Origin of the sequence: Hyphomonas neptunium ATCC 15444, assembly GCF_000013025.1 — a bacterium.
Lineage (GTDB): Bacteria > Pseudomonadota > Alphaproteobacteria > Caulobacterales > Hyphomonadaceae > Hyphomonas > Hyphomonas neptunia.
Genome location: NC_008358.1, coordinates 2,727,438 through 2,752,900, shown reverse-complemented (window position 1 = coordinate 2,752,900; position 25,463 = coordinate 2,727,438). Strand labels below are relative to the sequence as shown.

18 protein-coding genes and 2 tRNA genes are annotated in these 25,463 nt (G+C 61.0%); 10 read left to right on the top strand and 10 right to left on the bottom strand.

Annotated features, from left to right (window positions below; all coding sequences use genetic code 11):
* The first annotated feature begins 73 nt into the window (after positions 1–73).
* The 4 genes from HNE_RS12815 to HNE_RS12800 are packed head-to-tail and all read left to right on the top strand — an operon-like array spanning position 74 to position 7,208.
* Positions 74–3,088 carry a TonB-dependent receptor domain-containing protein gene (locus HNE_RS12815; protein ID WP_011647580.1) on the top strand — a complete coding sequence of 1,005 codons (3,015 nt, stop codon included), beginning with the start codon at positions 74–76 and terminating at the stop codon, positions 3,086–3,088.
* A gap of 48 nt (positions 3,089–3,136) precedes the next feature.
* Entirely contained in the window at positions 3,137–4,672 is a 1,536-nt protein-coding gene (locus HNE_RS12810; protein WP_011647579.1) for a S10 family peptidase, read from the top strand.
* Complete coding sequence (locus tag HNE_RS12805) at positions 4,669–5,628, top strand: ornithine cyclodeaminase family protein (protein ID WP_011647578.1); 960 nt, start codon at positions 4,669–4,671, stop codon at positions 5,626–5,628. The genes HNE_RS12810 and HNE_RS12805 overlap by 4 nt, the downstream gene beginning before the upstream one ends.
* Positions 5,625–7,208, top strand: coding sequence for a S10 family peptidase (locus HNE_RS12800; RefSeq protein ID WP_011647577.1), 1,584 nt, complete (start codon positions 5,625–5,627; stop codon positions 7,206–7,208). Before HNE_RS12805 ends, HNE_RS12800 begins: the two co-directional genes overlap by 4 nt.
* A 4-nt stretch (positions 7,209–7,212) precedes the next feature.
* Here HNE_RS12800 and HNE_RS12795 read toward each other — a convergent pair whose 3' ends face one another.
* Positions 7,213–8,469: an aminotransferase class V-fold PLP-dependent enzyme gene (locus HNE_RS12795; RefSeq protein ID WP_011647576.1), complete on the bottom strand. Its 1,257-nt coding sequence runs from the start codon at positions 8,467–8,469 to the stop codon at positions 7,213–7,215.
* Positions 8,470–8,653: 184 nt separating this feature from the next.
* Between HNE_RS12795 and HNE_RS12790 the strand changes: the two genes are divergently transcribed.
* Positions 8,654–10,156 (top strand): S10 family serine carboxypeptidase-like protein, encoded by a 1,503-nt coding sequence (locus tag HNE_RS12790; RefSeq protein ID WP_035592568.1) that lies wholly within the window; start codon positions 8,654–8,656, stop codon positions 10,154–10,156.
* Positions 10,153–12,648 carry a Rid family hydrolase gene (locus tag HNE_RS12785; RefSeq protein ID WP_148205892.1) on the top strand — a complete coding sequence of 832 codons (2,496 nt, stop codon included), beginning with the start codon at positions 10,153–10,155 and terminating at the stop codon, positions 12,646–12,648. Before HNE_RS12790 ends, HNE_RS12785 begins: the two co-directional genes overlap by 4 nt.
* Positions 12,649–12,666: 18 nt before the next feature.
* Here HNE_RS12785 and HNE_RS12780 read toward each other — a convergent pair whose 3' ends face one another.
* The 3 genes from HNE_RS12780 to HNE_RS12770 all read right to left on the bottom strand — a co-directional run bounded on the left by HNE_RS12780 (position 12,667) and on the right by HNE_RS12770 (position 16,107).
* Entirely contained in the window at positions 12,667–13,149 is a 483-nt protein-coding gene (locus tag HNE_RS12780) for an Lrp/AsnC family transcriptional regulator (protein WP_011647573.1), read from the bottom strand.
* 119 nt (positions 13,150–13,268) lie between these two features.
* On the bottom strand, positions 13,269–15,515 hold the full coding sequence (locus HNE_RS12775) for a putative bifunctional diguanylate cyclase/phosphodiesterase (protein WP_011647572.1): 2,247 nt from the start codon (positions 15,513–15,515) through the stop codon (positions 13,269–13,271).
* On the bottom strand, positions 15,505–16,107 hold the full coding sequence (locus HNE_RS12770; RefSeq protein WP_035592566.1) for a plastocyanin/azurin family domain protein: 603 nt from the start codon (positions 16,105–16,107) through the stop codon (positions 15,505–15,507). The genes HNE_RS12775 and HNE_RS12770 overlap by 11 nt, the downstream gene beginning before the upstream one ends.
* 176 nt (positions 16,108–16,283) lie before the next feature.
* Between HNE_RS12770 and HNE_RS12765 the strand changes: the two genes are divergently transcribed.
* The 3 genes from HNE_RS12765 to HNE_RS18095 all read left to right on the top strand — a co-directional run bounded on the left by HNE_RS12765 (position 16,284) and on the right by HNE_RS18095 (position 18,818).
* The gene (locus HNE_RS12765) at positions 16,284–17,120 is read left to right on the top strand and encodes a DUF3034 family protein (RefSeq protein ID WP_198022933.1); all 837 of its coding nucleotides are present in this window, start codon (positions 16,284–16,286) and stop codon (positions 17,118–17,120) included.
* A gap of 3 nt (positions 17,121–17,123) precedes the next feature.
* Positions 17,124–17,621, top strand: a complete 498-nt coding sequence (locus HNE_RS12760; protein WP_035592563.1) for a group I truncated hemoglobin — start codon at positions 17,124–17,126, stop codon at positions 17,619–17,621.
* Between the two features lie 87 nt (positions 17,622–17,708).
* Entirely contained in the window at positions 17,709–18,818 is a 1,110-nt protein-coding gene (locus HNE_RS18095) for a pectin acetylesterase-family hydrolase (RefSeq protein ID WP_011647568.1), read from the top strand.
* Positions 18,819–18,822: 4 nt separating this feature from the next.
* On the opposite strand, the gene gltX is transcribed toward HNE_RS18095, so the two are convergent.
* Positions 18,823–20,160 (bottom strand): glutamate--tRNA ligase, encoded by a 1,338-nt coding sequence (gene gltX, locus HNE_RS12750; RefSeq protein ID WP_011647567.1) that lies wholly within the window; start codon positions 20,158–20,160, stop codon positions 18,823–18,825.
* A gap of 130 nt (positions 20,161–20,290) precedes the next feature.
* Between gltX and HNE_RS18090 the strand changes: the two genes are divergently transcribed.
* The gene (locus HNE_RS18090; RefSeq protein WP_011647566.1) at positions 20,291–21,115 is read left to right on the top strand and encodes a putative lipoprotein; all 825 of its coding nucleotides are present in this window, start codon (positions 20,291–20,293) and stop codon (positions 21,113–21,115) included.
* A gap of 4 nt (positions 21,116–21,119) precedes the next feature.
* Here the strand turns inward: HNE_RS18090 and HNE_RS12740 are convergent, their stop codons facing one another.
* From HNE_RS12740 to HNE_RS12720, 5 genes are all read right to left on the bottom strand, one after another.
* Complete coding sequence (locus HNE_RS12740; protein ID WP_035592587.1) at positions 21,120–22,778, bottom strand: NAD+ synthase; 1,659 nt, start codon at positions 22,776–22,778, stop codon at positions 21,120–21,122.
* A 777-nt stretch (positions 22,779–23,555) separates the two neighbouring features.
* Positions 23,556–24,494 (bottom strand): IS110-like element ISHne3 family transposase, encoded by a 939-nt coding sequence (locus HNE_RS12735; RefSeq protein WP_011647564.1) that lies wholly within the window; start codon positions 24,492–24,494, stop codon positions 23,556–23,558.
* A gap of 267 nt (positions 24,495–24,761) precedes the next feature.
* A tRNA-Arg gene (locus tag HNE_RS12730) sits at positions 24,762–24,838 on the bottom strand.
* Positions 24,839–24,865: 27 nt separating this feature from the next.
* On the bottom strand, positions 24,866–25,174 hold the full coding sequence (locus HNE_RS12725; RefSeq protein ID WP_011647563.1) for an ETC complex I subunit: 309 nt from the start codon (positions 25,172–25,174) through the stop codon (positions 24,866–24,868).
* A gap of 31 nt (positions 25,175–25,205) precedes the next feature.
* A tRNA-Pro gene (locus HNE_RS12720) sits at positions 25,206–25,282 on the bottom strand.
* Positions 25,283–25,463 lie beyond the last annotated feature (181 nt).

Here is a 25,463-nt window from a genome sequence, read left to right as displayed (position 1 = left end):
ACGAACAGCCGTGCAGCAGCCAGCGCCATTGGGGGACTGGCCGGGGAGCACGGCGCGATGTCGGAGATCAGCGATGGAGAAGAATGTGATCGTGAAGAGCCTGTTGAATACGTGCGCTCTGGCCGCCCTGGCGTCAGCCCTGATTGCACCGCTCGGCGTTGCGCAGGAGCAGGACGAGCCAGCGGCGACCTTGCCGGTAACCGAGGACGAGACCGCGACGCTGGAAACGGTTGTCATTACCGGCTCGCGTATCCGCCGCGATGTGGCCTCGACGCCCGCGCCGGTTGTGACCTTTGGCGAAGCGGCGTTTGAAGAGCGCGGCCTGGTCAGCGCCGGCGATGCGCTCAACGAGATCACCTCGCTGCGGCCTCAGCTGAACCAGGCGGCTGGCGATGGCACCAGCTCTGGCTCAGGCCAGCAATATCCGGAGCTTTTCGGTCTTGGCACCGGCCGTACCCTGACGCTGGTCAATGGCCGCCGCTTTGCGACGACGTCCAGTGGTCTCGGTGACGCGCAGGTTGACGCCAACATCATTCCGACCGGGCTCATCAGCCGGATCGAAGTGGTGCAGGCAGGCGGCGCGGCTGTCTATGGCTCTGACGCAATCGCAGGGGTTGTGAACTACATTCTGAAGGACGATTTCGACGGCGTTGAGCTCGATCTTCAGTATGGCGACAATGAACTTGGCAATTACGAGCAGATCACGGGCCGCATCACGGCAGGCAAGAATTTCGGGGGCGGCCGCGGCAACGTTGCGCTGAACCTGGAAGCTTCGACGACACCGGTTCTGCGCTTCAGTGATTTCCCCGAATCCAATCGCTCGCGCATTACACAGGGCAATCCGGATGATACCGGCCCCGACGACGGCATCCCCTCGCTGCAGGAAGTGATCCCGGCCTATTTCTGGAATTTCAACGGCAATGGCGTCATCTTCAACGCGCCGGCGCCGCCGCCCTTCCTGATGACCACGGTGAATGGCGCTCCGGCACAATTTGCGCCGGACGGCTCGGTCATCCCCTACAATCCCGGCAACATTCTGGGTATTCCGTTTGCCGAAGGCGGCGATGGTACGCGCTATAGCGATCTGGCTGGTCTTCGGACCGGCGTTGAGCGCTTCACCGGCAACCTGATCGGCCATTACGACATTTCCGACAATCTGCGCCTCAACACAGAGCTGCTTTATGCGCAGACAACAGGCGAAAGCGTGCCGCAGGGCTATGCCCGCACGGTGCTGAACCAGACGAGCCCGTCACTGGGCGCGATCATGTTCACGCGGAACAATCCGTTCCTGACGCAGTCGGCGATTGACACGCTGAGCGCGGCCAATCCGGGCTTTGGCGCGGGCGCGCCGCTCTGGCTGTCGCGCAATTTCTATAATGGTCTGTTTCCGGACAATGTTCAGGAGAATGAGACGACCACCTGGCGCGCGCTTGCCGGCCTGGAAGGCGATTTCGATGCGGCAGGGCGTAACTTCTACTGGAGCGCTTCGGCCAGCTACGCGGATGTGAGTGGTGAAGAAAGCTTCTGGGATGCCAACTTCGCCAACTTCAACCGCGCCGTAAATGCCGTCAGCGATGGGGCAGGCGGTATCGTCTGCGCAATCAACGCCGACGCCGATACGACCAATGATGACCCCTCCTGTGCTCCGCTCAACCCCTTCGGCGCGGGCAATATCAGCGAAGCTGCCTCGCGCTATGTTTCGGCGCGTAACGGGTTTGAGTACAACAACGAGCAGGTCGATCTGCTCGCCACCATCGGCACCCAGCTCTTCACGCTGCCTGCCGGCGCCGTTGATGTGGTGCTGGCCTATGAGCACCGCCGGGAGGAAGCCTCGTTCACCCCGTTTGAGGCCAATCAGCTGGGCCTGGTAGGCACCGGTTCGATGGAAGAGCCAAGCTCGGGCAAATACAACACGAACGAATATTCGGCTGAGGTGCTTGTGCCGATCATCGGCGGTGACCTGACATTGCCAGGCGTGCAGGCGCTCGACGTAAGCGGCACGTATCGTTTCGTCGACAACTCCATTGCGGGCGAAGAGTCCGTTTGGAGCCTCGGCTCCCGCTGGGAAGTTACCGATGGCGTGACCTTCCGCGTGACCCGCAGCCGGAACTTCCGGGCACCGACACTGGAGCAACTGTTTGCGCCCCAGAGCACCGTTCTGGCCAATGGCGGATTTGATCCCTGCGATGCAGACCGCATTGATGCAGGGCCAAACCCGGCCACACGCCGCGCCAATTGCGAAGCCGAATGGGCCGCCAATCCGCAGTATGGCGATCTTGCCACCTTCCAGAACCCGGCTGAGAACTTCTCGGTGACCAGTGTTCTGACCGGCGGCAATGCCGACCTGCTGAACGAAGTTTCCGAGACGACCACTTTCGGCGTTGTTCTGGACAACTTCATTGTGCCCGGCCTGACCGTTGCGGCAGACCGGATCGAGATCGATCTGACCGACGGCCTCTCGGCTTTCACCACGGCTGATTTCATGGCGACCTGCTATGACAGCACGCCTCAGCCAGCGGCTATCTGTTCGGCGTTCACACGTCTTCAGGCTGCGGATGGATCTGACCCGGCCGGCACGACAGCAACCGGCCGAACGACGACATTCAATGCGGGTGAAATCACCTTCCGCGGCGAAGTGTATTACGTGAACTACGGCTTCGACCTGAACGACCTTTTCAGCGGCGCGACCGGGGACGTGACACTCGGCCTGGAAGCTACGCATATGGCGAAGCTCAATACGTCCGTCACGGGCACAAGCTTCACACGGTCGGACAATACTGTTCAGCGCCCGGACTGGACGGCACGTTTCAACGCGGCCTATTCCACCGGCCCGCTGCGCCTGAGCTATCAGATGGATTACCTCGACGACGTGCTGGCACGGCCGGACGCGACCATCGAGAACGATCCCAACCCGGAGATTGACGCAAACTACGTCCACTCTCTCTCAGCGCTCTACGAACTTCGCGAAGGGCTGACGCTGCGCGCGGGCGTGACCAACATGTTCGATGAAGGCCCATCCTACCCGACCTTCGTGCATGGCGATATTCTCGGCCGCCGCTACTTTGCTGGTGTGAACTATCGCTTCTAATGTGCGGGTAGCATCCGCAAGGCCATAAAAAAGGAGGCGCCAGCCACCATGAAAAATACCTACAGGCGCCTTCTTTACTGTCTGACTGCGGGAACACTTGTTGCAGGCTGCGTCAGTGCGCAGCCTGCAACGCCAGCCGCGGATGCCTCTCTGCCAGAGGCTTCGGTCTCTGCCGGACCGGCGGCCGTCCTGGACACGACCGTGCCAGGGCGCGGGATGTTTGGCGGCGCGGAAATCGACTATACGGCAGCCATCGAAACCTTCCGCGTTACGCCGGACGGGGGGCTGCCGCCGGCAGACCTTGTTGCGATTTCCTATGTGGCAGCAGCCGGAGCCGCGACCGATGAGCGGCCCGTCCTGTTCGTCTTCAATGGCGGGCCGATTTCAGCCTCCCTCTGGCTGCATATCGGCGCGCTTGGGCCTCAGCGGGTTTCGGCGCCGGATGATCTGAATGCGCCACTGGAACAATACGCTCTGGTGCAAAACCCTCATTCGCCGCTGGACGCGGCGGACATGGTATTCTTTGATCCGGCTTCCACAGGGTTCAGCCGTGTGATCGGGGATGGCGACGCGTCGCAATATTTCTCTGTACAGACAGACGCCGCGCAATTTGTCGCGTTTGCCCAAGCCTGGCTGGAGAAGCATGATCGCGAGGGCGCTCCGGCTTTCATTCTTGGGGAAAGCTACGGCACCCACCGGGCGGCCGAAGCGGCCGGGCAGATTGCCGAGGCGGGCAAGCTGAACCTGGAAGGCGTGTTTCTGATGGGGCAGGCGGTCAACATCGTCGAGTATTCCCAACGTAAACAGAATATTTTGAGCTATATTGCGTCTCTGCCGACGCTGGCCGCGATTGCCTGGGATTTGGGCGAAGTCGACAAAGGAGGACGTAGCTTTGAGGACTTCATCGCGCAGGCGCAGGCTTTTGGCGAAACTGAGTATCTGGGCGCGCTGTTCAAGGGGCAGCGGATTTCGCCGGAGGAGCTGGCGGACGTAGCCGCGAAACTCGAAGGCTATACCGGCATCCCGGCGGCATATTACATCGAAAGCCGCCTGCGCATTTCCAAGGAGCAGTTCCGGGTAGAACTGCTCAAGGACAAGGGTTTGATCCTTGGGCGGAGCGATGGGCGCTATACCGGCCCCATCGGTGATGGCCGGAGCGATCCGTCGAGCATTCTGCAACAGGCCTATTCCAAGCTGTTTGCCGCCTATTTCAGTGAGACGTTTGAGGATATTTCGCTGACCGATTACAAGGAAACCTTCAGCGCGGGCCCTGGATTTGACAGCTGGGACTGGGGCGCGGCGTCCCCCTTCGGGCATTTCGCCTATGCAGAGCGGATCGATGCCGCATTCAAGGCATATCCGGATTTCCGTGTTTTCGTTGGCACCGGCTATCACGATACAATGACAACTGTAGGCGCGGCCAGCTATCTGATTGATCAGTCCGATTGGCCGGAGAGCCGTGTACGGAGTGCCAATTATATCGGCGGTCACATGGCGTATTCGGTGGACGGGTCTGCGCAGGCATTCGGCGAGGATATACGCAGCTGGATTCGCGGCTGGGCTGAGATGGGCGAAGGCGAGTGATCTTCATCGGCGCAGACGAAATCCGGCAGACGCTGAGCTATACGAGCTGTATCGAAGTGATGCGGACGGCGATGGCGCGCCTTTCTGCCGGAAAAACGCAGCAGATGTTGCGCCAGATTCTGCCTCTGGAAGCCGGCCGGATGTTCGGCATCATGGGCGGAACGCTTGGTCCCGGCGGTCCGTTTGGCTCAAAGCTGGTTTCGGTTATGCCCCACCGCGCCGAAGGCGGGCCCTCTTCACATCAGGGCGCTGTGGTCATTTTTGACCCAGACAGCGGCGCGCCACTCTGTCAGCTGGAAGCGGGTATGCTCACGGCAATCCGGACAGCCAGCGCGAGCGCGATGGCAACGGATGTTCTGGCGCGGGAGGGCGCCCACACGCTGGCGATCCTCGGTACAGGAGAACAGGCCTGGCATCATGCTTGCGCGTTGCCCGCCGTGCGCCCCTTCGATGAAATCCGGATTTGGGGACGCAGCCGAGACCGGGCAGACGCGCTGGCGGATAAAGTCCGTAAACAAACGGGAATCGTGTGCGCGGCGTACTCTGACGTTGCCGAATCTGTGGCCGGTGCAGACGTGATCTGTACAGTGACCGGGGCGGCTGACCCGCTACTGGATGCGGCCATGGTGAGCCCCGGTACGCATCTGAATGTGGTAGGCTCCAGTTTTGATGGCCCGCGGGAAATTGACGACACGCTGGTATCAGCCGCGCGCTATTTCGCAGACTCGCGGGCATCCGTTCTGGCGCAGGGATCGGAGATCCGGCATGCCATTGCGAGCGGCGCCGTGACCGAAGCTCACCTGCTGGGCGAAATCGGTGAGGTTGTGCTCGGCAAGGTGGCCGGCCGGATGACGCCCGATAACATAACACTATACAAATCTCTGGGGCATATCGTTCAGGATATTGCCTCGGGCTATCATGTTTATCAGATGATCCATGGGAGGCATTCTGGATGATGCGGTTCAGGCTTTTGGCAGGCGCGTGTGCGGCCGTGGTCGCGCTGGCGCTGAATGCCTGCGCGCAGACAGGATCGACTGTATCCGAACCCTCCGAGGCGCCGGCGCCCCTGGCGGCAGAGGGGCCGGCTCCCGAGCCCGTCGCGATTGAGCCAGCACCCTATCGCAGCGTGACGGAGCACAGCTTTACGGCCAATGGAGAGACGGTTTCCTATACGGCCATTGCCGGAGATACCTGGCTGCGCGATATGAACGGCGAGCCGACCGCCAGCGTCTTCTCGTTCACCTATCTGCGCACGGATGTTCAGGATGCGCGCCGCCCTGTCGTGTTCGTGTTCAATGGTGGGCCGGGCTCAGCCTCGCTCTGGATTCATATGGGCGCGATTGGTCCGCGCCGCGTGGTTCTGGACGCAGACGTAAACCCGTCAAATGTCCCGCCGTTCGGACTGGAAGACAATCCTAACAGCATACTGGATGTGGCAGACCTCGTGTTTATTGACCCGGTTGGCACCGGCTTCAGTGTGCCGTTGAAGGGCACCGACCCGAAAACATTCTGGGGGGTGGATGAAGACGCGGAGTCGATCGCACAGTTCATCGAATTATGGCTCAGCGAACATGGGCGGTGGAATTCGCCGAAGTACATTCTGGGTGAAAGCTACGGTTCCATTCGGGCGGCGGTGTTGCCTCGGGCGCTCATGGGCAGTCCGATCTATACCGGCCTGATGCGCGGGATTACGCTGGACGGCATCGTGCTGCTCGGCACGACACTTGACGCGCGCCAAGCCGGCGGCGCCGATCTGCCTGCCGGCGAATTGGCAGCAAAGCAGGCGCGTTCCCTGCCGGGGATCGCCGCTACATCGGCCTTTCACGGACTGGTGAATATGCCAGCAGAGGGGGTGACGGCGGTCTACAAGGCGGCAGAAGCGTATGCGCGCGAAAGCTATGAGCCTGCATTGCGCCAGCATCTGGCCGGCACGCTGACACCGCAGGCCCGCGCGCAGGTGTTGCAGGACCTCAGCCGAATGACGGGGCTGGCGGAAAGTGAAATTGGAGACGATCTCTATATTGATGAGCGCAGCTATGCGAAGGCGGCGCTGCGCGGACGGGGTCTGGAAGTGGGCATGTATGACAGCCGTTATACGCTGCCGCTTGCCAATAGCGGAGGTGATCCGGTGGCGGATGATCCGGCGATGACGCGCTATGTGCCCGGCTTCATTGCCTCCTTCCAGCAGATGATTCGCGATGATCTCAATGTCCGGCTTGGGCGCCCCTATGCGTCCATTCGCTGGCGAGAGCTGTTGTTCGGATGGAACTGGAAGCGCAAGGGCGTCGCCGAGGGGCAGAGCTATGCCACTGATCTTGCCTGGGCCATGCGGCGTAATCCGGACCTGCGCGTGATGGTGGCGTCAGGCTATTATGATCTCGTGACGACGCCTGCGGATGCGCGCGCCTCCATCGCGGCGGCGGGCCTGCCGCAGGACCGCGTGACGTTTACGGACTATGCCTCCGGTCACATGCTTTATCTGGGCGGAACCTCTGAAGCGTTTTCCAGCGACCTGCGAGATTTTCTGGAAAAGTAGAACTTCAGGCCGGGCCAATGGCGGCCAGAAACAGCTCGATATCATCCATCGTGTTGAACACGGAGACGGACGGGCGGAAGCGGTGAGCTGATACGGTGGTCGTGATGCCGGCCGCCTTCAGCTTTGGGCCGAGCCGCGTGCGCGCGTCCTGATAGACGCAGGCGACAAGCGGTGTCTGGCTTTCTTCCGGCGTCATCAGCTCATATCCCTGGGTCTTCAGGCCTTCCTTGAGACGCGATGTGAGCGTGATGGCGTGTCGCTGAATGGCTTCAACGCCCAGGCTGGCGATATAGTCAAGCGAGGCGTTGAGCAGCGAAATCGTGGTGTGGGAATATGTTCCCAGTGCGAACAGTCCTGTGGCCGTGTCTTCGAAAGCGTAGCTTGCCACGTCGTCTCCCGGAGGATCGAAGGGGTAGACATGGCTGGTGAAGCGGCTGACGCCATAATAGCCGTATTGCGTCCGCGTCAGGGCGTCGCGCGCGCCTTTGCGGACATAAAGAAAGCCGAGGCCAAAATCGCCCATCAGCCATTTGTAACTGGCGCAGGCAGCAAAATCGACACCGCTGGCATGGAGGTCGACCGGAATGCAGCCGGCTGCATGGATGATGTCGGCATACACCAGCGCGCCGCGCGAATGGGCAAGGTCGCAGATAGCCTTCAGATCATGCTGGAATCCATTGACCGTGGAGACGAGCGACAGCGCGACAAGCCGCGTTCCCGGTGTGATCGCGCGGTCCATGTCTTCCAGAGAGATGCGGCCGTCGCGGTGTTTCACCCAGGCGACATCGCAGCCAGCTTTGGCCAATTCTCCATACATCGGCATTGAGCCGAAGAAGTGGAGCGTATCGGTGACAATCCGCGCGCCGGATGCAGGAAGCTTCAGCGAGCGGACGATCATCTGCTCTCCGGCCGTGGTGCTTTGCACGAACGTGATTTCGTCCGGATCGGCGTTTACGAGTCGGGCGAACTTTTCGATGATGTTGCTGCTGCCGAGTTCATAATCACTGCCAGGGGCGTGATCGGCGCGGTGGTCGAGATAGGCGTCAATGGACGCGCGGGCCGGGCGGCTGATTGGGTGCTGCGATCCGGCATTCAGATAGACAGAGGAGCCAAGATTGAAGCTCGTGCGATCTGGCAAGTTGCCCGCGGTAGGCGAGACAGACGCGGCAGGACTGGCAGCAGCCGGACTGCGGCAGGCAGCGGCTCCGGCGAGCGTTGCGGCGCCAAGGGCCAGCCAGTTGCGACGGGTGATCTGAGACATGTGTTTCTCCGCCCCGGACGCTTGAAGTCCGGCTTGATCCATATTTCCATTATAGCGGCGCGGCGAGAATGGATCATGCATTCCTCGGCGCGATTATGCATGAATGTGCCCGTTGGGGTGTATCGGCGCAGCCTATAGGCATAGGATTTTTCCGGTACAGGGGCGAGTTTAAAGGATGCGTATGATGTCTCGAATCTGCACCCGTCTGCCCGCCGCCGCGATGGCCACCTTGATTGCAGCCTGCGCCTCTTCGGCAGAGCCTGCAGCGCCTGTCTGGACAGTATTTGCCGATGGGCCAGCGCAGAGCGTGCAGGACCGCTTTGGCGAGGCGCCGCTCGCCTATTCGGTTGCCTGGAGCGAGTTGAAACTTGATCCGGAGCAGGGAGAAACAAGCGCGACCATTTCCGGAACGGCCTATCTGGTTGCCTGCGACTGTGACCGGACAGAGCGGCCCGTGATGTTCCTGTTCAATGGGGGGCCGGGCGCTTCGTCATCTCCCTTGCATTTTTCCATGGGGCCCAAGGCGCGCGGAAAAGAGGGCGAGTTTCCAGATAATCCGTACACCGTTCTAAGGGCCGCAGATCTCGTCTTCATCGATCCGGTGGACACCGGCTTCAGCCGGACCCATTCCGAGGACGGGAAGGCGCGCTACCTTGGTGTTGAAGGAGATGTCGACGCCGTAAATCGATACATCCGCGCCTGGCTCGACGGGAACGGCCGCCGCGCGGCGCCCGTTCTTCTGGCGGGGCAGAGCTATGGCGGGACCCGGCTTTCCAATCTCGTCGCCGAGGTAGACGATCTGGATGTGCGCGGCCTGGTGATGGTGTCGCCGGCGCTTGATAGCGGGGCGGGCCAGACCGATCTGGGGCATGTGTTCGCGCTGCCGACAATGGCGGCCACCGCATGGCGATTTGGCCGGTCGGGAATTGAGGCTGAGAGTGAGGCAGAGGCCTGGGACATCGCAAGGGAATATGCCGAGACCGGATATCTGCTGGCGTTGCAACAGGGTGACCTTATCGCGCCAGAAGAGAAGGCTGCGGTTGCCGCAGACATAGCGTCGATGACGGGGCTTTCGGCCGGGGATGTGCTTGGCGCCGATCTGCGCGTTGATATCCAGTTCTTTCTGGAGAATGTGCTTTCGACTGACGGCCTGCTCGTCAGCCGGCTGAATACCGGCGTGACTTCTCCGCTGCCTTCACCGGACGTCAATTCGCACCGGCCCGCCGCCGCAAACGACCCATCGTTGGGTCTTGGTCGGTCGAACATCATTCTGTCGTCAGAGATCGCGAAATATCTTTCAGAGGTTACCGGCGTTCAGAGAGGCGAGGCGTATCGCTCTCTCAATCTGGATGCCAACTTTGCTTGGGACTGGCGGTCCTCGGCGAAATCGCCGAACTTCTATGTCAGCGCGGCGCCCGTCCTCTCGCAGTTCATGCAGGAGAAAGAGCGCGTCCGGCTGCTCGTATTCGCCGGTTATCGCGACCTCGCGACGACGCTGCTCGGAACACGCTATGCGTTGACCCACAATGATCTGCCCCAGGACCGGGTAACGCTCGCCGCGTTGCCGGGTGGCCATTCGCCTTATGATGAGGAAACGCTGAAAGCGGGTATGGCGGATCAACTTTTTGCCTTCATTCAATCTGCCGCAATGACGGCATCTTCAAATGCTCAGGAGTCTGCAGAATGACCTTTCGCGCTTTTGCAACATGCGCTGCTGCCTTGTTCATTTCCGCCTTTCCGGCGGCCTCTGGTCAAGGCGCTGAATATGAGTATGCCATCATCCAGAATGGCGAATCTGTTGGCCATTTGAAGGTTGAGGAAAACGGCCTTTCGGCAGAGATCGACTATTATGTCGATTCCAATGGGCGCGGCCCCAAACACCAGGAAGAACTCACGATTAATGAGACAGGTGTGCCGGTCAGCTGGCTGATTGAAGGCACTTCGCTGATGGGCGCCAGCGTACAGGAGTCCTTCGCAATCACGGACGGTGTTGCGCGCTGGCTCAGCCAGGCCGATTCTGGGCGCAAGGAGCTTTCGGCGCCGGCGCTCTATGCGGTCAATGATGGAAGCCCGTGGGCGGACTATGTGTATGCGCGGGCCCTGCTCAGCGATGAGGACCACCGCATGCCTGTTCTGCCGGGCGGGGAGATTTCGCTCGAAACCGTGCAGGAAATGGACGTGCCTTCCGGCAAGTCTGTGGAGGCGGTTACGGTCTATCGCCTTTCCGGGATCGATATGAGCCCGAGCCTTCTGGCACTGGACGCGGACGGGGCTCTTTTCGCGACGTTTTCGGAATCGTCCGCCGTTGTGCGAAAGGGACATGAAGGAAGTGTCGAGCCGCTGCTCAATCTTGCGCGAGATCTGAATGCCGAGCGCACGGAAAAACTCGCCCAGCGCCTGCTGCATCGTTACGGCGCGCCCTATTCGATCCTCAATGTTCGCGTGCTGGACGTGCGCGATGGCAGCCTGAGCGCGCCGTCGGTGGTGACAGTAAGCGGCAACGTGATCACCGGAGTCGCGCCCTATGTGGAGGGCGTTATGCCCGAAGGAGAAGGCGCTGTGTTTGATGCCGCAGGCGGTACGTTGATGCCGGGTCTTGCGGACATGCACTCCCACGCCTCCGCCAATTCAGGCCTTTATTATTTGGCCGCCGGTGTGACCTCCACCCGCGACATGGGCAATGAAAATACTTTCCTTGCGAGCCTTCTGGACCGCATGAAGGCCGACAAGGTTGCCGGGCCGCGTATTACGCCAGCTGGCTTCATTGAAGGGCGCAGCCCCTTCTCGGCGCGCCATGGCATCATTGCGGCGTCTGAAGAAGAGGCCCTGGCCGCCGTAGATTGGTATGCGGAGCAGGGGTATGGGTATGTCAAATCCTACAACTCGATGAACCCTGCATGGATGCCCGCCGTTGCAGAACGTGCACATGCCAAAGGCATGCGCATGATTGGCCACATTCCGGCCTTTACCAATGCCGACGCCATGATTGATGCCGGATTTGACGAGGTAACCCATATCAATCAGCTGATGCTGGGCTGGCTGCTGGATGTGTCGGAAGATACAAGGACGCCGCTGCGCCTGACGGGTATGGCACGGGGCGCAACGCTCGATCTGGATTCGGATAAAGTTCAGTCTACGGTGCGCCGGATGCAGGAGAACGACACCGCGATCGATCCGACGGCCGTGATCCTTGAGCGTCTGATGCTGAGCCGCGCGGGAACTGTTGCGCAGGGGGATGCGGCCTATCTTGATCACATGCCGATCGCCTATCAGCGTTACCGCCGCCGCAGCTTTGTCTCTCTGGCGGACACCGCTGAGGACGAGGCTTATCAGGAAGGGTTCCGGCGCGTTCTGGAAACCCTCAAGATGCTGCATGAAGACGGGATCACGATTCTGCCGGGAACGGATGATGGAACGGGCTTCACCGTGCATCGCGAGATCGAACTCTATACGCTCGCCGGTATACCGGTAGCTGATGCGCTGCGTATCGCGGCGTGGAATCCCATTGAATATATGGGATATTCTGACACGCTCGGGTCGATCGAGACAGGCAAGCTTGCCGATTTCATTCTCCTGTCCGGCAATCCTCTGGAAGACATCAACGCAATTCGCGCGCCGCGCATGGTGGTGCGCAATGGTGACGTCTACTTCCCGTCCGAGATTTACGAGGCGCTCAGCGTGAAGCCTTTTGCTTCGCCGCCGGAACAGCTTCGCGCTGGCCCGGAGGTGGTGGCTGAGCCTGCTGCCGCTGAAGCATCGCCGGATGCGGCGCCAGACGCACCGTCAATGGTGGAGCATTATCCGATGATCGTGGAGGGCCTGCCCATCAAGGCGGAAGACCTGCCCTTTTCCGGCGCCGTGCGTGTCGGGAACATCATATACCTTTCCGGCCAGATCGGCGGCGCGGAAGGCGGCCGTTCCAGCGATTTTCGCGATCATGCGGTTGAAGTGATGGACTCGGTTCGCCAGGTTGCCGCTTCGGCAGGCGCAGACATGGATCAGATTTTCAAGTGCACGGTCATGCTGGAGGATATGAGCAACTGGCCTGCCTTCAACGAAGTCTATGCCGGCTACTTCACCAAGGGGCGTATGCCCGCGCGCAGCGCTTTCGGCGCCGATGGCCTGGCGCTTGGTGCATCTGTAGAAGTGGAATGCATGGCCTACGCGGAAAATCCGTAAGCAGACCGTAATCTCACCTCAGAGCGCGATGTTGCCGCGCACGGGGATGGCGGTGGTCGATTTCAATTCGCCTAGCGTTGCCGTAGAGTTGACATTCTCCACACCCGGAAGGTTCAGAAGGAAGTCCATCAGGAATTCCTGATACCATTTCATGGATTTGGCGAGGATCTTCATCATCAGGTCCATCTCGCCAAAGATGGAATAGCATTCGAGAATCTCCGGCGTATTCTGAACTTTGCGCAGGAATACCTCGCGGTCTTTCTCCGAAAGGCGCGCCACCTTTACATAGGCAAAGATGTGGAGCCCGTAGCCGAGTTTCTCCCGGTCCAGAATGGCGACTTGTTGCCGGATATAGCCGTCATCCTTCAGCCTTTGCAGGCGGCGCCAGCAGGGCGACTGGGACAGGCCGACAATATCCGCCAACTCAACGGTCGACACCGAGCAATCCTTCTGGAGTTGCTCAAGGATCTTGATATCAAATATCGAAAGTTCTTCGCTCATCGCGATAGAATAACTTGTGTTTCGAGAAACACAACATTGTGCATGCCGATATTGGCGCGTGGCCTCAGAAACTATGCTGCGCCAGGTCTGGCTGCCTCAAATTCGGGCAACGACACATTTCAGGCGATGTCGCGCTGAGGATTTTGTGCGCGCAGGAAGCTGAGCGTCGTCTCCAAAGTCAGGGGACGCGAGATATGATAGCCCTGAACCGTATCGGCGCCCATTGCCCGGAGTAACTCGACAACGCGTTCGTTTTCCACGCCTTCTGCCACGACGGACATGCCCATGGCATGGGCGAGATCGATGGTGGACTGGATCATCAGCTGATCGGATTTCCCGTCCTCCACCGTGAGGATAAAGGATTTGTCGATCTTCAATTCGTGCGCCGGGATCTGTTTCAGATAGGAGAGAGAAGACAGGCCCGCGCCATAGTCATCAATCGAAATCGAGATCCCGGCGGCCCGGAACAGATTGATTAACCGCAAGGCTTTGTCGGGATCGCTGATCACGGCGGTTTCGGTAATCTCGAAACAGAGTTTGGCGCCCGAACTGCGGATCTTGCCGATGGCCCAAAGTGCAAAGCTGTCTTCATTCAGCTGGCGGCCGGAGATATTCACCGAAATGGGCAATTCGTAGCCGTTTTGACGCAACGCGCGTTGGTCTTCAATGGCCTGGATGACCACCCATTCGGTAAGCTGCCGTATATGGCCTGTCTCTTCCGCAAGCGGAATGAACGTGTCGGGATAAATGCGTCCCTGCTGAGGGTGATCCCAGCGGATCAGCGCTTCAAGGCCACAGACAGTGTTCGTCTTCAGGCTGAATTTCGGCTGATAATGAAGTGACAAGCCGCCGTCGCGGGTGGCTTTGAGCATTTCGCTCATCAGAGAGAGCGTGCTTGCGGGGTTGCCATATCTGGCAAGGTCGAAGGCTGCGGAAGGGGCTTGATTGGCTTCCGCCATATCCGCAGCGATAACGGCCTGGTCGATCAGCCCAAGCGGGCGCACTTCCGCAGCGTCGGGGATCGCCAGTCCGCTGCACAGCATCAGGTCAACGGATGCATCCTCGATCATGACCGGTTGCGAGCAGGCGCCCACGATATGCGTCAAGGCCTCGGGCGTCGCAAAGCGGCTGCCAGGCTCGAAGATCAGGCCGAGATCGGCGCCGTTGATCCGGTAAGGCAGCGCGCCTGTGAATTCCTGAATGCGTCCCGCAAGGATTTTCATCGCCTGGGCCGTAGCGGCATGACCAATGGACGCGCGTACTTTACGGAAACGCAGTACACGTATGACCGCAATACGGACCGCAACGTCTCCCCCCCGCGCGTCAATGTCATCGTTCATCGCGCGCCGGTTTGGCAATCCGGTTTCCATGTCTTCGCGAGAAAGCGTGACAATGGCGGCCTCGCGTGCTTCCAGGTCTTCCAGCATCATGTTGAAACTGCTGGCGAGCCGGCCGAATTCGTCTTTTCCAGTCACGGCAACTGGCTGGCGGTTGCCGGCTGCAAGGGCGTGAACGGCTTCATCTAGGGTCGCGATGGGCTGTGTCAACGAGCGGGCAACCAACCCGCCGGAAACCACAAGGAGGCCCGCACCAAAGATGCTGAAACTGATGATGGCCCACATCATTGGCCGGTAGGGCGCCATGGCGGCCTGCAAAGGATAGGTGATGACGAGGCTCATCTGCTCGCCCGCGCCGAAATTCCGGATGTGGCGGGACGCACCGATCCAGCCGCGGGTTTTGTGAATCTCTCCGTCCTCGCCGTCCCACTCTGCGCTCCGGCGGATTTCAGCCTTCACCGGAATAGGCGAGAGTTCTTCCAGCGCATGCATTCGGGCTTCATCGAGATCGGACCAGAATACGGCCCACCCAACAAGCACGGGCGCCTCAATCGGCACAGCGACTGACTGGAAGTTGGCACCTTCATGGGTCACCACACCGCTGGTTTTGCCCATGGTGAACATGGCTTCGAGCATGTCGTCGGGGAGGGAGCCCTCCGTGCCGTCTGGAGAAACATAGCGCCCGTCAGGGAACGCGACGATGGCATTGAGCCCTTCGGCGCGCGCGCTGACATTGCCGATGGCAGACGCGATGGTGGGGTAGTCTTCTGTGGCAACCGCTTCGCGGAAACCGTAATCAGAAGCAAGCACTTCGGCGCGCGCCGTCATATTCTCGCTGGACATGTTCCAGAGGCGCTCGAAGATCGCAACGCTCGCTGCCAGCTCGCGCTCCACCGTGCGCTCGGCATTGATCTTGATGCTGAGATATACGGCGCCTGCCACAAGCAGAAGGATCAGCCCGAAGAGGGCTGAGTATATAACCGTAAGCTTCCGCCTGAGGGAGGCGCTGACCCAGCTCCTAATGGGCATGAGCTTTCGGTTTCATCTTCAGGGTCACGGCAATGGGCGCAGCTGCTGCTGCGGGGGCGTCTACGCTGGTCTCGCGGCCCATCGCATCGGGATGCCAGACCGTGACTTTTCCGGCGGCGGGTATATTCAGCGTCACTTCGCCTTTCGCGTTCGTCTTGCCATAGGCGGCGCTGTCCACCACGCGGATATACGCTACCATTTCATCATGGATGTTGCAGCCGATGGCCGCGATGCCGGGCGTTTCGAAGGTGACGGAGCGGGCGTCTTCCTTGCCGTAAAGTTTCAGTTCGAAGCGATTGCCCTTTGAGAAGGAATACACATGGTGACGGACGCGGTCGAGATTGGGGAACACGACGTCCGCCCCGGCCGGCACAACCAGAACGTAAGGATCGAAAGTGAGATCCTCCTGGCGCATCTCATACGTGCCGGATACGGAAGGCTTCGCGCCTGGCGCCGACATGACCACTGCGTTTTCAACCGGATGGCCGGACGCATCAACAATCTTGAATGTTACAGTCCCCGCCTGGGCCATACCGGCTGGCAGCATCAGGAAACAAAGAGCGAAGATCAGCGGAAAGAGAAGCGTTTTCATGCGCGCGATTAAAAACACAACATGGTTTCGCTCACATTAATCACTTGGAAAAATAATAATATCATCATGGGCTTATAGTGATTTTTTGGCGACAAACTTAAAAACACTCGAAGGTTTATCGGGGAGCTGACACGTAAATGAAATGGGCGCCATCTATCCTTTGTGCGGCTGTGGGCATGACTGTAGTCGTTGCACCAGTTGCAGCATCGCAGACGCTTGAGCCGGGCGGAAAACTTTTGTTAACACGCGGAATATCTAACGTTGAAGGATCAGGCGGCGGTGGGTTAACGCCCTGGGCACTGATTACCGGCAACGGAACAGATCGCGGTGTCGGAACGAGCGCCCATTACAGCTATGCGGCGGTCGCCGATTTTGATGTCGAGAGCTTTGGCGCGGCGGTCGGCCTCTACGACCGTCTGGAACTTTCCTGGTCGCAGATGACACTGGATACGCGCGAGGCCGGCGCGGCGCTGGGGCTGGGGGAAGGTTATGAGATCGGCCAGGACATATGGGGCGCCAAGCTGCGGATTGCGGGCGACGCGGTATACGGACAGGACACCTGGCTGCCACAGATTGCGGTTGGCCTGCAGTACAAGACCTCTGATCGGGGCGACCTTGTGAAGGCCTTGGGCGCGCAGGAGGATGAGGGTATTGATGTCTATGCGTCCGCGACCAAGCTATTCCTTTCCGAGAGCATCCTGGCGAATGCGACTCTGCGCTACACCAGTGCCAATCAGACCGGCCTCCTTGGCTTTATGGGCGATACCGAAATGGAGCTCCAGCCGGAAGTCTCGCTTGGCTATATGCTGAGCCGCAAGTTGATTGTGGGCGGGGAATACCGCTTCAAGCCAGACAATCTCGCCTTTGCGCAGGAGGACGATTATTTTGACGTCTTCGGCGCTTATGCCCTGAACAAGAACCTGACGCTCACCGCAGGCTATGTTGACCTCGGCTCGATTGCGACCTTTGAAAATCAGCGCGGGCTCTATCTCAGCGCACAGATCGGATTCTGACACATGAAACTGCGTATCCTGCTCGCCGCAGCATTTTGCCTGTCGGCTCCGGCGTTCTCTCAGGAGGCGGATGTTCCGCCAGGCGAGCTGCCGGTCGATCCCTATGTGATAAGCAATGAGAACGCCGGCGCGGCGCCGCTGCCGGATGAAGACCTCTATGAAGTGTTCGGCGGCGAAGCAGGTGTCAGCCGCATTGTCGACGATCTGGTGGAGCGCAGCCTCAATGATCCGCGCATCGCCGACATCTTCGCGGCCAGCGACCTGGTGCGCCTGCGTCGGACACTGAAGGAGCAGTTCTGCTTTATCCTTGCCGGTCCGTGCGATTATACCGGCATGGACATGGCGTCTTCCCACAAGGACCACGGCATCACCAACCGCGAATTCAATGCGCTGGTTGAGAATCTGCAACACGCCATGAATGCCGAAAGCGTGCCTTTCCGTGCGCAGAATAAACTGCTTGCTGCGTTGGCGCCGATGCAGAGGGATGTGGTGACGCGCTGACGGCGGGCGCGACCATCGCGATTGCCAGTCTTCCTGTGCCCGCCTAAGCTTCCTCCCGATGGCCGCAGAGCCATGGGGAGGAAACAGATGTCTGTACGAAATTTTGCGTTGGCCGCAGCGCCGGTTTTGCTTGCGCTTGTTGCCAGTTGCGCGGGGCCTGGGCTTTCGCAGGAAGCGATCTCCGCGCAGCCAGATACTGCCCCGGCAATCCCGGCTACCGAATGGGCCATGATCGAGCCGGGCGGCGACACGCTTTGCGCCACGGGTACGCCGTTCCGGTTCCATGTGCGGGGAGGGGATATGTCCCGTGTGATGCTTTTCCTGAATGGCGGCGGCGCCTGCTGGAGCGGCGATCATTGCGATGTGGCCACCGAGCCGACACCCTACACGCCCTTTGCTGATATGGCGTCGAATGATCCAGAGCTTTTGGAGGGCGTGTTTGACAGTGCCAACGCCGCCAACCCCTTCGCCGGTTGGACACAGTTATTCGTACCCTATTGCACTGGCGACTCGCATCTCGGATCGAAAGATGTGGTCTACCAGACCTCGGCCGGAGAGGCGGTGACGATCCATCACCGGGGCAAGGCCAACGTTCAGGCGGCTTTGGACTGGCTATACGCAAACCGGCCCGCGGCTCAGCGCGTTTTTGTAACCGGTGGCAGTGCCGGGGGCATTGGTTCTCCCTATTATGCCGGGCTTGTGGCAGACCAGTATCCTGAAGCGGAAATTGTGCAGTTGGCGGATGGTTCAGGCGGCTATCGCGCGGCCGGGATCGCTGAGGTGCTGGAAACCTGGGGCGCTTTTGAGGGAACGCCCGATTGGCCGGAATTCTCTGCCCTTGATCGCGCGGCGGCCAGTACCGAAGATTTCTTCCGGGTAACGGCGGCGCGCCATCCCGAGATGCAGATGGCGCGATTTGATAATGTGGACGATCAGGTGCAGCAGGACTTCCTCGGCCTTCTGGGCACAGGCAAGCCGGTGCGCGAATTGCTGGCGGCAAACAATGCGGATCTGGCGAGGGACATTCCCGGCATCCGGACCTTCTCGGCACCGGGAGACGGGCACACCGCGCTTCGCTTTGATCACTTCTACACAGAGCAGACAGCCGGCGTGCGGCTCTCAGACTGGGTGCGTGATCTGGCAGAGGGGCGCGCTGGCTCCAGCGTTTCCTGCGAGACGGACTCCAGCTGCGATTGAGCGGTCAGCTGAGACGCTGCAGCACTTTCTCGCGGCCGATGAGGGGCAGCACGGCGCTCATTTCCGGGCCGTGCTCGGCGCCGGTGAGGGCCTTGCGCAGGGGCATGAACAGGCCCCGGCCCTTGCGGCCCGTGGCGGCTTTCAGGGCATTGGTCCACGCGCTCCAGCTCTCGGTGGTCAGTTCGCCTTCCGGAAGGTACATAGCCGCGCCCGAGATGAACTCACGGTCTTCCTCGGCGACTAAGGGGGCGGGTGATCCATAGACCATATCCACCCAGGAGATCGCATCGGCCACGAAGGTGCAGTTCTCGCGCACGGCCAGCCAGAACGGCTCGGAGGCTGCGCGCGCATCCAGCGTGATCAGCCGTTCACGGACAGCCTCAAACGGCATGGCATGTACCAGCGCGGCATTGAGGGCGTTGAGGTCATTGTCATCAAAGCGGGCGGGCGCGCGGCCAATTTTGGAGAAGGAAAACTCTTCGCACAGCTGCTCCAGCGTGGCGCGCGCCTCGATATTGTCGGACGTGCCGAGCTTGGCGAGATGGCTGCAGATGGCCATCGGCTCATAACCGCGTGCGCGCAGCTCGCCCATCGAGAGCGACCCGATGCGCTTGGAGAGCGCTGCGCCATCCGCGCCGATCAGCAACGGCGTGTGCGCCATCTCTGGCGCCTTGCCACCGAGCGCCATGAAGATCTCGATCTGCGCGCCGGAGTTCGTCACATGGTCTTCGCCGCGCACGACATGCGTGATGCCCGCCTCTATGTCATCGACGACCGAGGGGAGCGTATAGAGATAGCTGCCATCTTCGCGGATGAGGATCGGGTCTGAGACCGATGCCGTGTCGATGCTCTGGGGCCCGCGCACAAGATCGTTCCATTCGACCCGCTCGCCTGACAATTTGAAGCGCCAGTGAGGCTTGCGCCCTTTGGCTTCAAGATCAGCGCGGTCCTGCGCCGTAAGGCTGAGAGCGGCGCGGTCATACACCGGGGGGCGGCCGCGCGTCTGGGCGATCTTGCGTTTGACGTCGAGTTCCTCGGCCGTCTCGTAGCAGGGGTAGAGCAGGTGCAGGGCGCGCAGCTTGTCGGCCGCGGCGTCATAGTTTGCGAAACGGTGCGACTGGCTGAAGCTGTCATCCCAGGTCAATCCGAGCCAGGTGAGGTCGACTTTCAGGGCCTCCTCATGCTCGGCGGTGGAGCGTTCAAGGTCCGTGTCATCGATGCGCAGTATGAATTTACCCTGCTGCCCGCGTGAAAACATCCAGTTAATCAGGGCGGTACGCACATTGCCGACATGAAGCCGGCCAGTGGGCGAGGGCGCAAAGCGAACAACAGGATGGGTCATGGTCGGCGGCTTTCTCGTTCCGGGAAGCGGCTTGAGACATCAAATCGCGGCAAAAGCCAAGCGTCACGGTCATATTCTTGCTATTGTTGTGGTTCACCTCCATTTCTATCGGAAGGTTTGGGAGCAGGAAATGCGATTCGGCTGGATTCTCTCGGCGGCTCTTTTTGTAGCGGCCTGTGGTCAGGGCGGGGCCCCTGATCAATCGGGCGCCGAGGGCGTGCCTGGCGCCGAAACGGCGGCTGCTGGCGCTGCGGGCGACGTGGTCGCAGAAGCGCCCCCCACAGATTACGCGGCCCTCTCAGGCTATGACGATAACTGGTTCCTCAGCCCCGGCTGGCCCGGCGAATATCCCCCCGGCTTTGCCGTGCTGGACGCAGATGTGCGCGTGCCAGCACGGGCCCGGCCCAACCCGACCGACCCGCAGGACATCACCTGTCACCTGCCGCAATACGCCAATTACCAGCTGTGGAATAACATTCGCAACGAGGCCGACGATCTCGATTATTTCGTTGCCACCAAGAAGCTTCCGGTCACCGTTCTGGAGGACACCGAGGTGGAGTTTGTGGGCGAGGCCGGCATCGAGAAGCTGCCTCTGAAGGCCGGCGAACAGCTGACCTATCTGCGCTATATCGGCGAAGGCTTCACGGTGATGAGCTTCAATGGCCGCGAGTTTGACATCAACGAAGGCGAGCTGCGCGAGATTACCGACATCGGCGCGCTGGAGAATGAAGAGGATCTGTGGGTCCGCGTGAACTGTCTCGGCGGCAAGCAGGCCTGGCTCCTGTTTGATGAAGTCGTGCAGGAAGCGGGCGTCTATCCCTCGCCGATCACAGGCTATGGCGACGCGCATGATATTCTGCCCGAAGAGGTCGAGACGGTGCGCGAAATGATGGCGATCGATTCTTTCGGGCTGGACCCGACCGCGTCGACCATCGAGCCGCCAACGGTAGAATAACGCCTCAATCGTCCCGGAAGCGGTTGGTGATCGGATAGCGCCGGTCGCGGCCGAAATTCTTGCCGCCGACTTTCACGCCCGGCGGAGCTTGGCGGCGCTTGTATTCGGCGATGTAGACGAGATGTTCAATCCGCCGCACGGTGGCCGCGTCATGGCCGCGCGCGAGAATGTCGTCCACGTCTTCTTCCAGGTCCACCAGCCCGCGCAGGATGTCGTCCAGCACTTCATAGGGCGGCAGGGAATCCTCGTCCTTCTGGTCTTCGCGCAGTTCGGCCGAGGGCGGTTTGGTGATGATCCGTTCCGGGATCACTTCACCGGCGGGCGCGAGCGCGTCTTTGGGGTGCACCGCATTGCGCCATTTCGACAGCTCGAACACTTCGGTCTTGTAGAAATCCTTCAGCGCGTTGTAGCCTCCGCACATGTCGCCATAGAGCGTGGCGTAGCCAACGGCCATCTCGCTCTTGTTGCCGGTGGTGACGACCATCTGGCCGAACTTGTTGGACAGCGCCATCAGGGTGACCGCGCGCAGGCGGGACTGGATGTTCTCTTCGGTGATGTCTGCCTTCTTGCCCGCAAAGACGTCGCCCAGCATCGTGTCCAGCGCCTCGACGCCCGGATGGATATTGATCGTGTCATAGCGGCAGCCGAGCGCCTGCGCGCAGGCTTTGGCGTCTTCGAGGCTGTCATTGCTGGTATATTTCGATGGCATCATCACGCACCAGACCTTGTCCGGGCCCAGAGCATCGGCGGCGATGGCGGCGGTGATGGCGCTGTCGATGCCGCCCGACATGCCAAGCACGACGCCGGGGAAGCGGTTCTTGCGCACATAATCGCCCAGCCCCTGCATGGCGGCGCGATATTCGGCGGGCCAGCCTTCAAGGTCTGCCGCGCAGCTCTGGCCGAGACCGGAGAATTGCTTCGTGGACGGATCAAATTCGACGAGCGCTGTGCCGGTCTCGAACTGGCCGACGAGGCCGCAGCGCTCGCCATGCGTTCCGTTGGTGGCAAAGGAGGCGCCATCGAAAACGAGCTCGTCCTGCCCGCCCATCTGGTTGACGAACAGGTAGGGCAGTTTCAGGTCGGCCCAGCGGTCGAAGGCGTTGGCGCGTTCGGCCTGGATGGCACGGCGCCAGGGCGAGGCGTTGGGCACGATCAGCAGCTCGGCGCCGGCTGCATGGGTGGCGCGGGGCACGCGCTCCAGCCAGATGTCCTCACAGATTGCCACGCCGACGCGCACGCCGTGCAGCTCCACCACCAGAGGCGGGCCTTCGCCGGGCGTGTAGTGGCGCTTCTCGTCGAACACGCCGTAATTGGGCAGTTCGCGTTTGTCGTAGCGCGCCTTGATCAGGCCGCCGCCGAGGAAGCAGGCGGAGTTGTAGAGCCGGCCCTCTTCAGACCAGGGTGTACCGATGAGAATGGCCGGGCCATCCTTTGTTTCCTGTGCCAGCGCGCGCACGGCGTCCATCGACTGCTCGACCGCCGACGGTTTCAGCACGAGGTCCTCGGCCGGGTAGCCCAGCAGGAAATGCTCGCTCAGCACGAGAAGATGGGCACCCTTGGCGCGGGCCTCGCCATAGGCCTCCCGCGCAAGCGCCAGATTGCCTTTGATGTCGCCCACAACGGGGTTCAGCTGGGCCGCCAGAATGCGAAGATTATTGCTCATGATGAGCATTTAGGATGATGCGCGGGCGATGTCATCAGGGGATGGGCCCTCTCCATACGCCTTTAGCCGGACTGGCGGGGCCATCCGGGTTTGCGGGGTGTTCGGGTGGCTCCCTCAGTTGGAGCCTGTGCGCGGCGGGCGCCGCAGCGCCCGGAAAACTTTGTTGTGTTGCGGTTTGGGCGCTTTCGCCCGCCGCGCACTGCCGCCGGAGTTTCGGGCAGTAGGATTCGGGATGACTTCGGCGCTGCCAGGCCTTGACCACTTACCATCAACTCTCGTGACCTTGGATAAACACCAAGGCGGGCCAGTGGGGATTCTCTACCGGCTTTTTGGTCCGGCTTGCCTGGATCAACGTCCCTAGAGATGCGGTGGGCCGTAACGTCCACAACGTCCCATCCTCCGGGGCGACCTCCTCACAAACCGAACGGTACCGGCGCGGCTCCTGTGAGGAGGATGTGGGGGAGTATGCCGGTAGGGGGACTGGGGCGGATAAGTTCTTTGCGAAAACTCATCGCGCGTCCTCCCGGTTTCGCCATAGGCGAAGACCGGGACCCAGGGAGGACTTGGTATTGCTGGGCTTTCTGGGTCCCGGACATTTGCTCCGCAAATTCCGGGATGACGGGGGGAGGGATGGGCGGGTGTTGGATAGGGCGGGCCTTATCCTCGCTGCCGCAGCCCTCACCTCCCATCGCTGCGCGATGGCCTGCTCCGGGCGTTTGCAGTGCAAACGCTGATCCTTCGCAGCCTCTCCCAGAGGGAGAGCGACTGTGTTCGCTTTCAAGCGTTTTGTGTTTGCCATGGGGATTTGTCTCTGAGGATTGCGTTGAGGATTGTGAGAAGTTTTCGCATGACGGCCACGAGGGCGACCTTGGCGGGTTTTCCGGCGGTCCGGAGGCGCTGGTAGCAGGCTTTCAGGGCTGGGTTGAACCTGATGCCGGCCAGGGCAGCCATGTAGAGGACGCTGCGCACATCGGCGCGGCCGCCGGTTATGGAGCGGCGGCCGCGCCACTGGCCACTGTCGCGGTTGAAGGGGGCAAGCCCCGCGAGGGCCGCGATCTGACGGCGGCCAAGGGTGCCTAGTTCCGGGAGGGCCGCAATCAGGGTGCGGGCCGTCTGGTCGCCAACGCCGGGTACGGATTTGAGCAGGTCCTCTGCCTCCCGCCAGGCCGGGCTGGCATGGATGCGGTCCCCGATCTCCCTGTCGATGTCTGCCAGCTGGGCTTCCAGAACCTTCAGCACCCGGTCGATGCTGCGCAGGGCCGGCCTGGCCGTCACCAGGCGGCGGCGGTTGCGTTCGGCCACCGCCATGTCGATGACCTGCCGCCGCCGGGTGACCAGCTCTGCCAACTGTTGGGCCGCGGCGTCCGGAAGGGCTCGCGGGGCCGGCCGGATCGCCTGTCCGAACCGGGCGATTACCGCCGCATCGATCGCATCCGTCTTGGCTAGCTGCCCGGTGGCGCGGGCAAAGTCCCGGATCTGACGGGGATTGACCGCAACAACCGGGATCTGCGCCCCGGCCAGGGCGGCGGTGACCACCCGTTCCAGCCCGCCGGTGGCCTCCAGCACCACCAGGTCCGCGCCCAGCTCCGACAACGCGGCCAGAAGGCTGTCTATCCCCGCTGGAGTGCGCGCGACGGCAAAGGCACGCCCCTCCGGCAATACATGGACGTCCAATGTCTCCTTCGACACATCAATTCCAACAAATCTCTCGCTCATGTCCCGACCTTGCGCATGCGGGCTTCGCTTTCGCCGGCCCAAGCGACTGTCCGGGTTGATGACCAAGGCGGATGAGGCGACACGCTCTCCCACGGGCTTGGTGTCCCTCAGGGGTGGGGTGCTCTCATCCGCTGCCGACCGCGGAAATATAACAGGCCGGGCAAAAGATGACATACAAGGGGTTTGGCGTTGTGCTTACGCGCTCTTTTGTTTGAGAGAGAGGGGTTAGGGCCGCGCGGTGGAGCGGTGGGGATTGAGCAAAGCGGATGGTGACCCCGGCAGGACTTGAACCTGCGACCATTCGCTTAGAAGGCGAGTGCTCTATCCAGCTGAGCTACGGGGCCGTGACCGGTGGGATTACGCGGCAGGCCTCAGTGAGTCCATGGCTGTTTGCGGTCGGCCGAAAAGTTCTCGGCGTAGGATTTCACGAGGCGCTTGCGCTCGCGGGGTTCCTCGACCCGGAAATTCAGGCCTTCGCGCTCAGCATAGGCGATGGCCTGTTCGCGGGTGTCGAACTGGAGCCGGATCTGGCCCGACGTGTCGTCGATGCTGGTCCAGCCCATCAGGGGGTCGGGTCTGCGGTGCGCGTCCGGGTTTACCAGTTCCAGCGTCCATTCCTTCGTGTTGCCACGTCCGGACTGCATGGCGCTTTTAGCTGGCCGATAGATCCGCGCTTCCATTCAAGAGCCTCCCGAGGCACCCAAAAATGATTGGTCGGAGCGATAGGATTCGAACCTACGACCCTCTGGTCCCAAACCAGATGCGCTACCAGACTGCGCTACGCTCCGGAGTCCCGGTGTAATCAGATGAGGCCAGCGTGCAAGCGCTTTTCGCTGTGTTTAGGGCCTGAAACTGTGATGTTTTGGGGGAAAAGAAGGAGCCAGCGGCATTTTGAGCTGAAAAGCCCCTTCTGTCGCTGGCTCCCGCCATTTGCACGTGGCCGCTGCGCCGATGTCAGCGCCGCCGGGT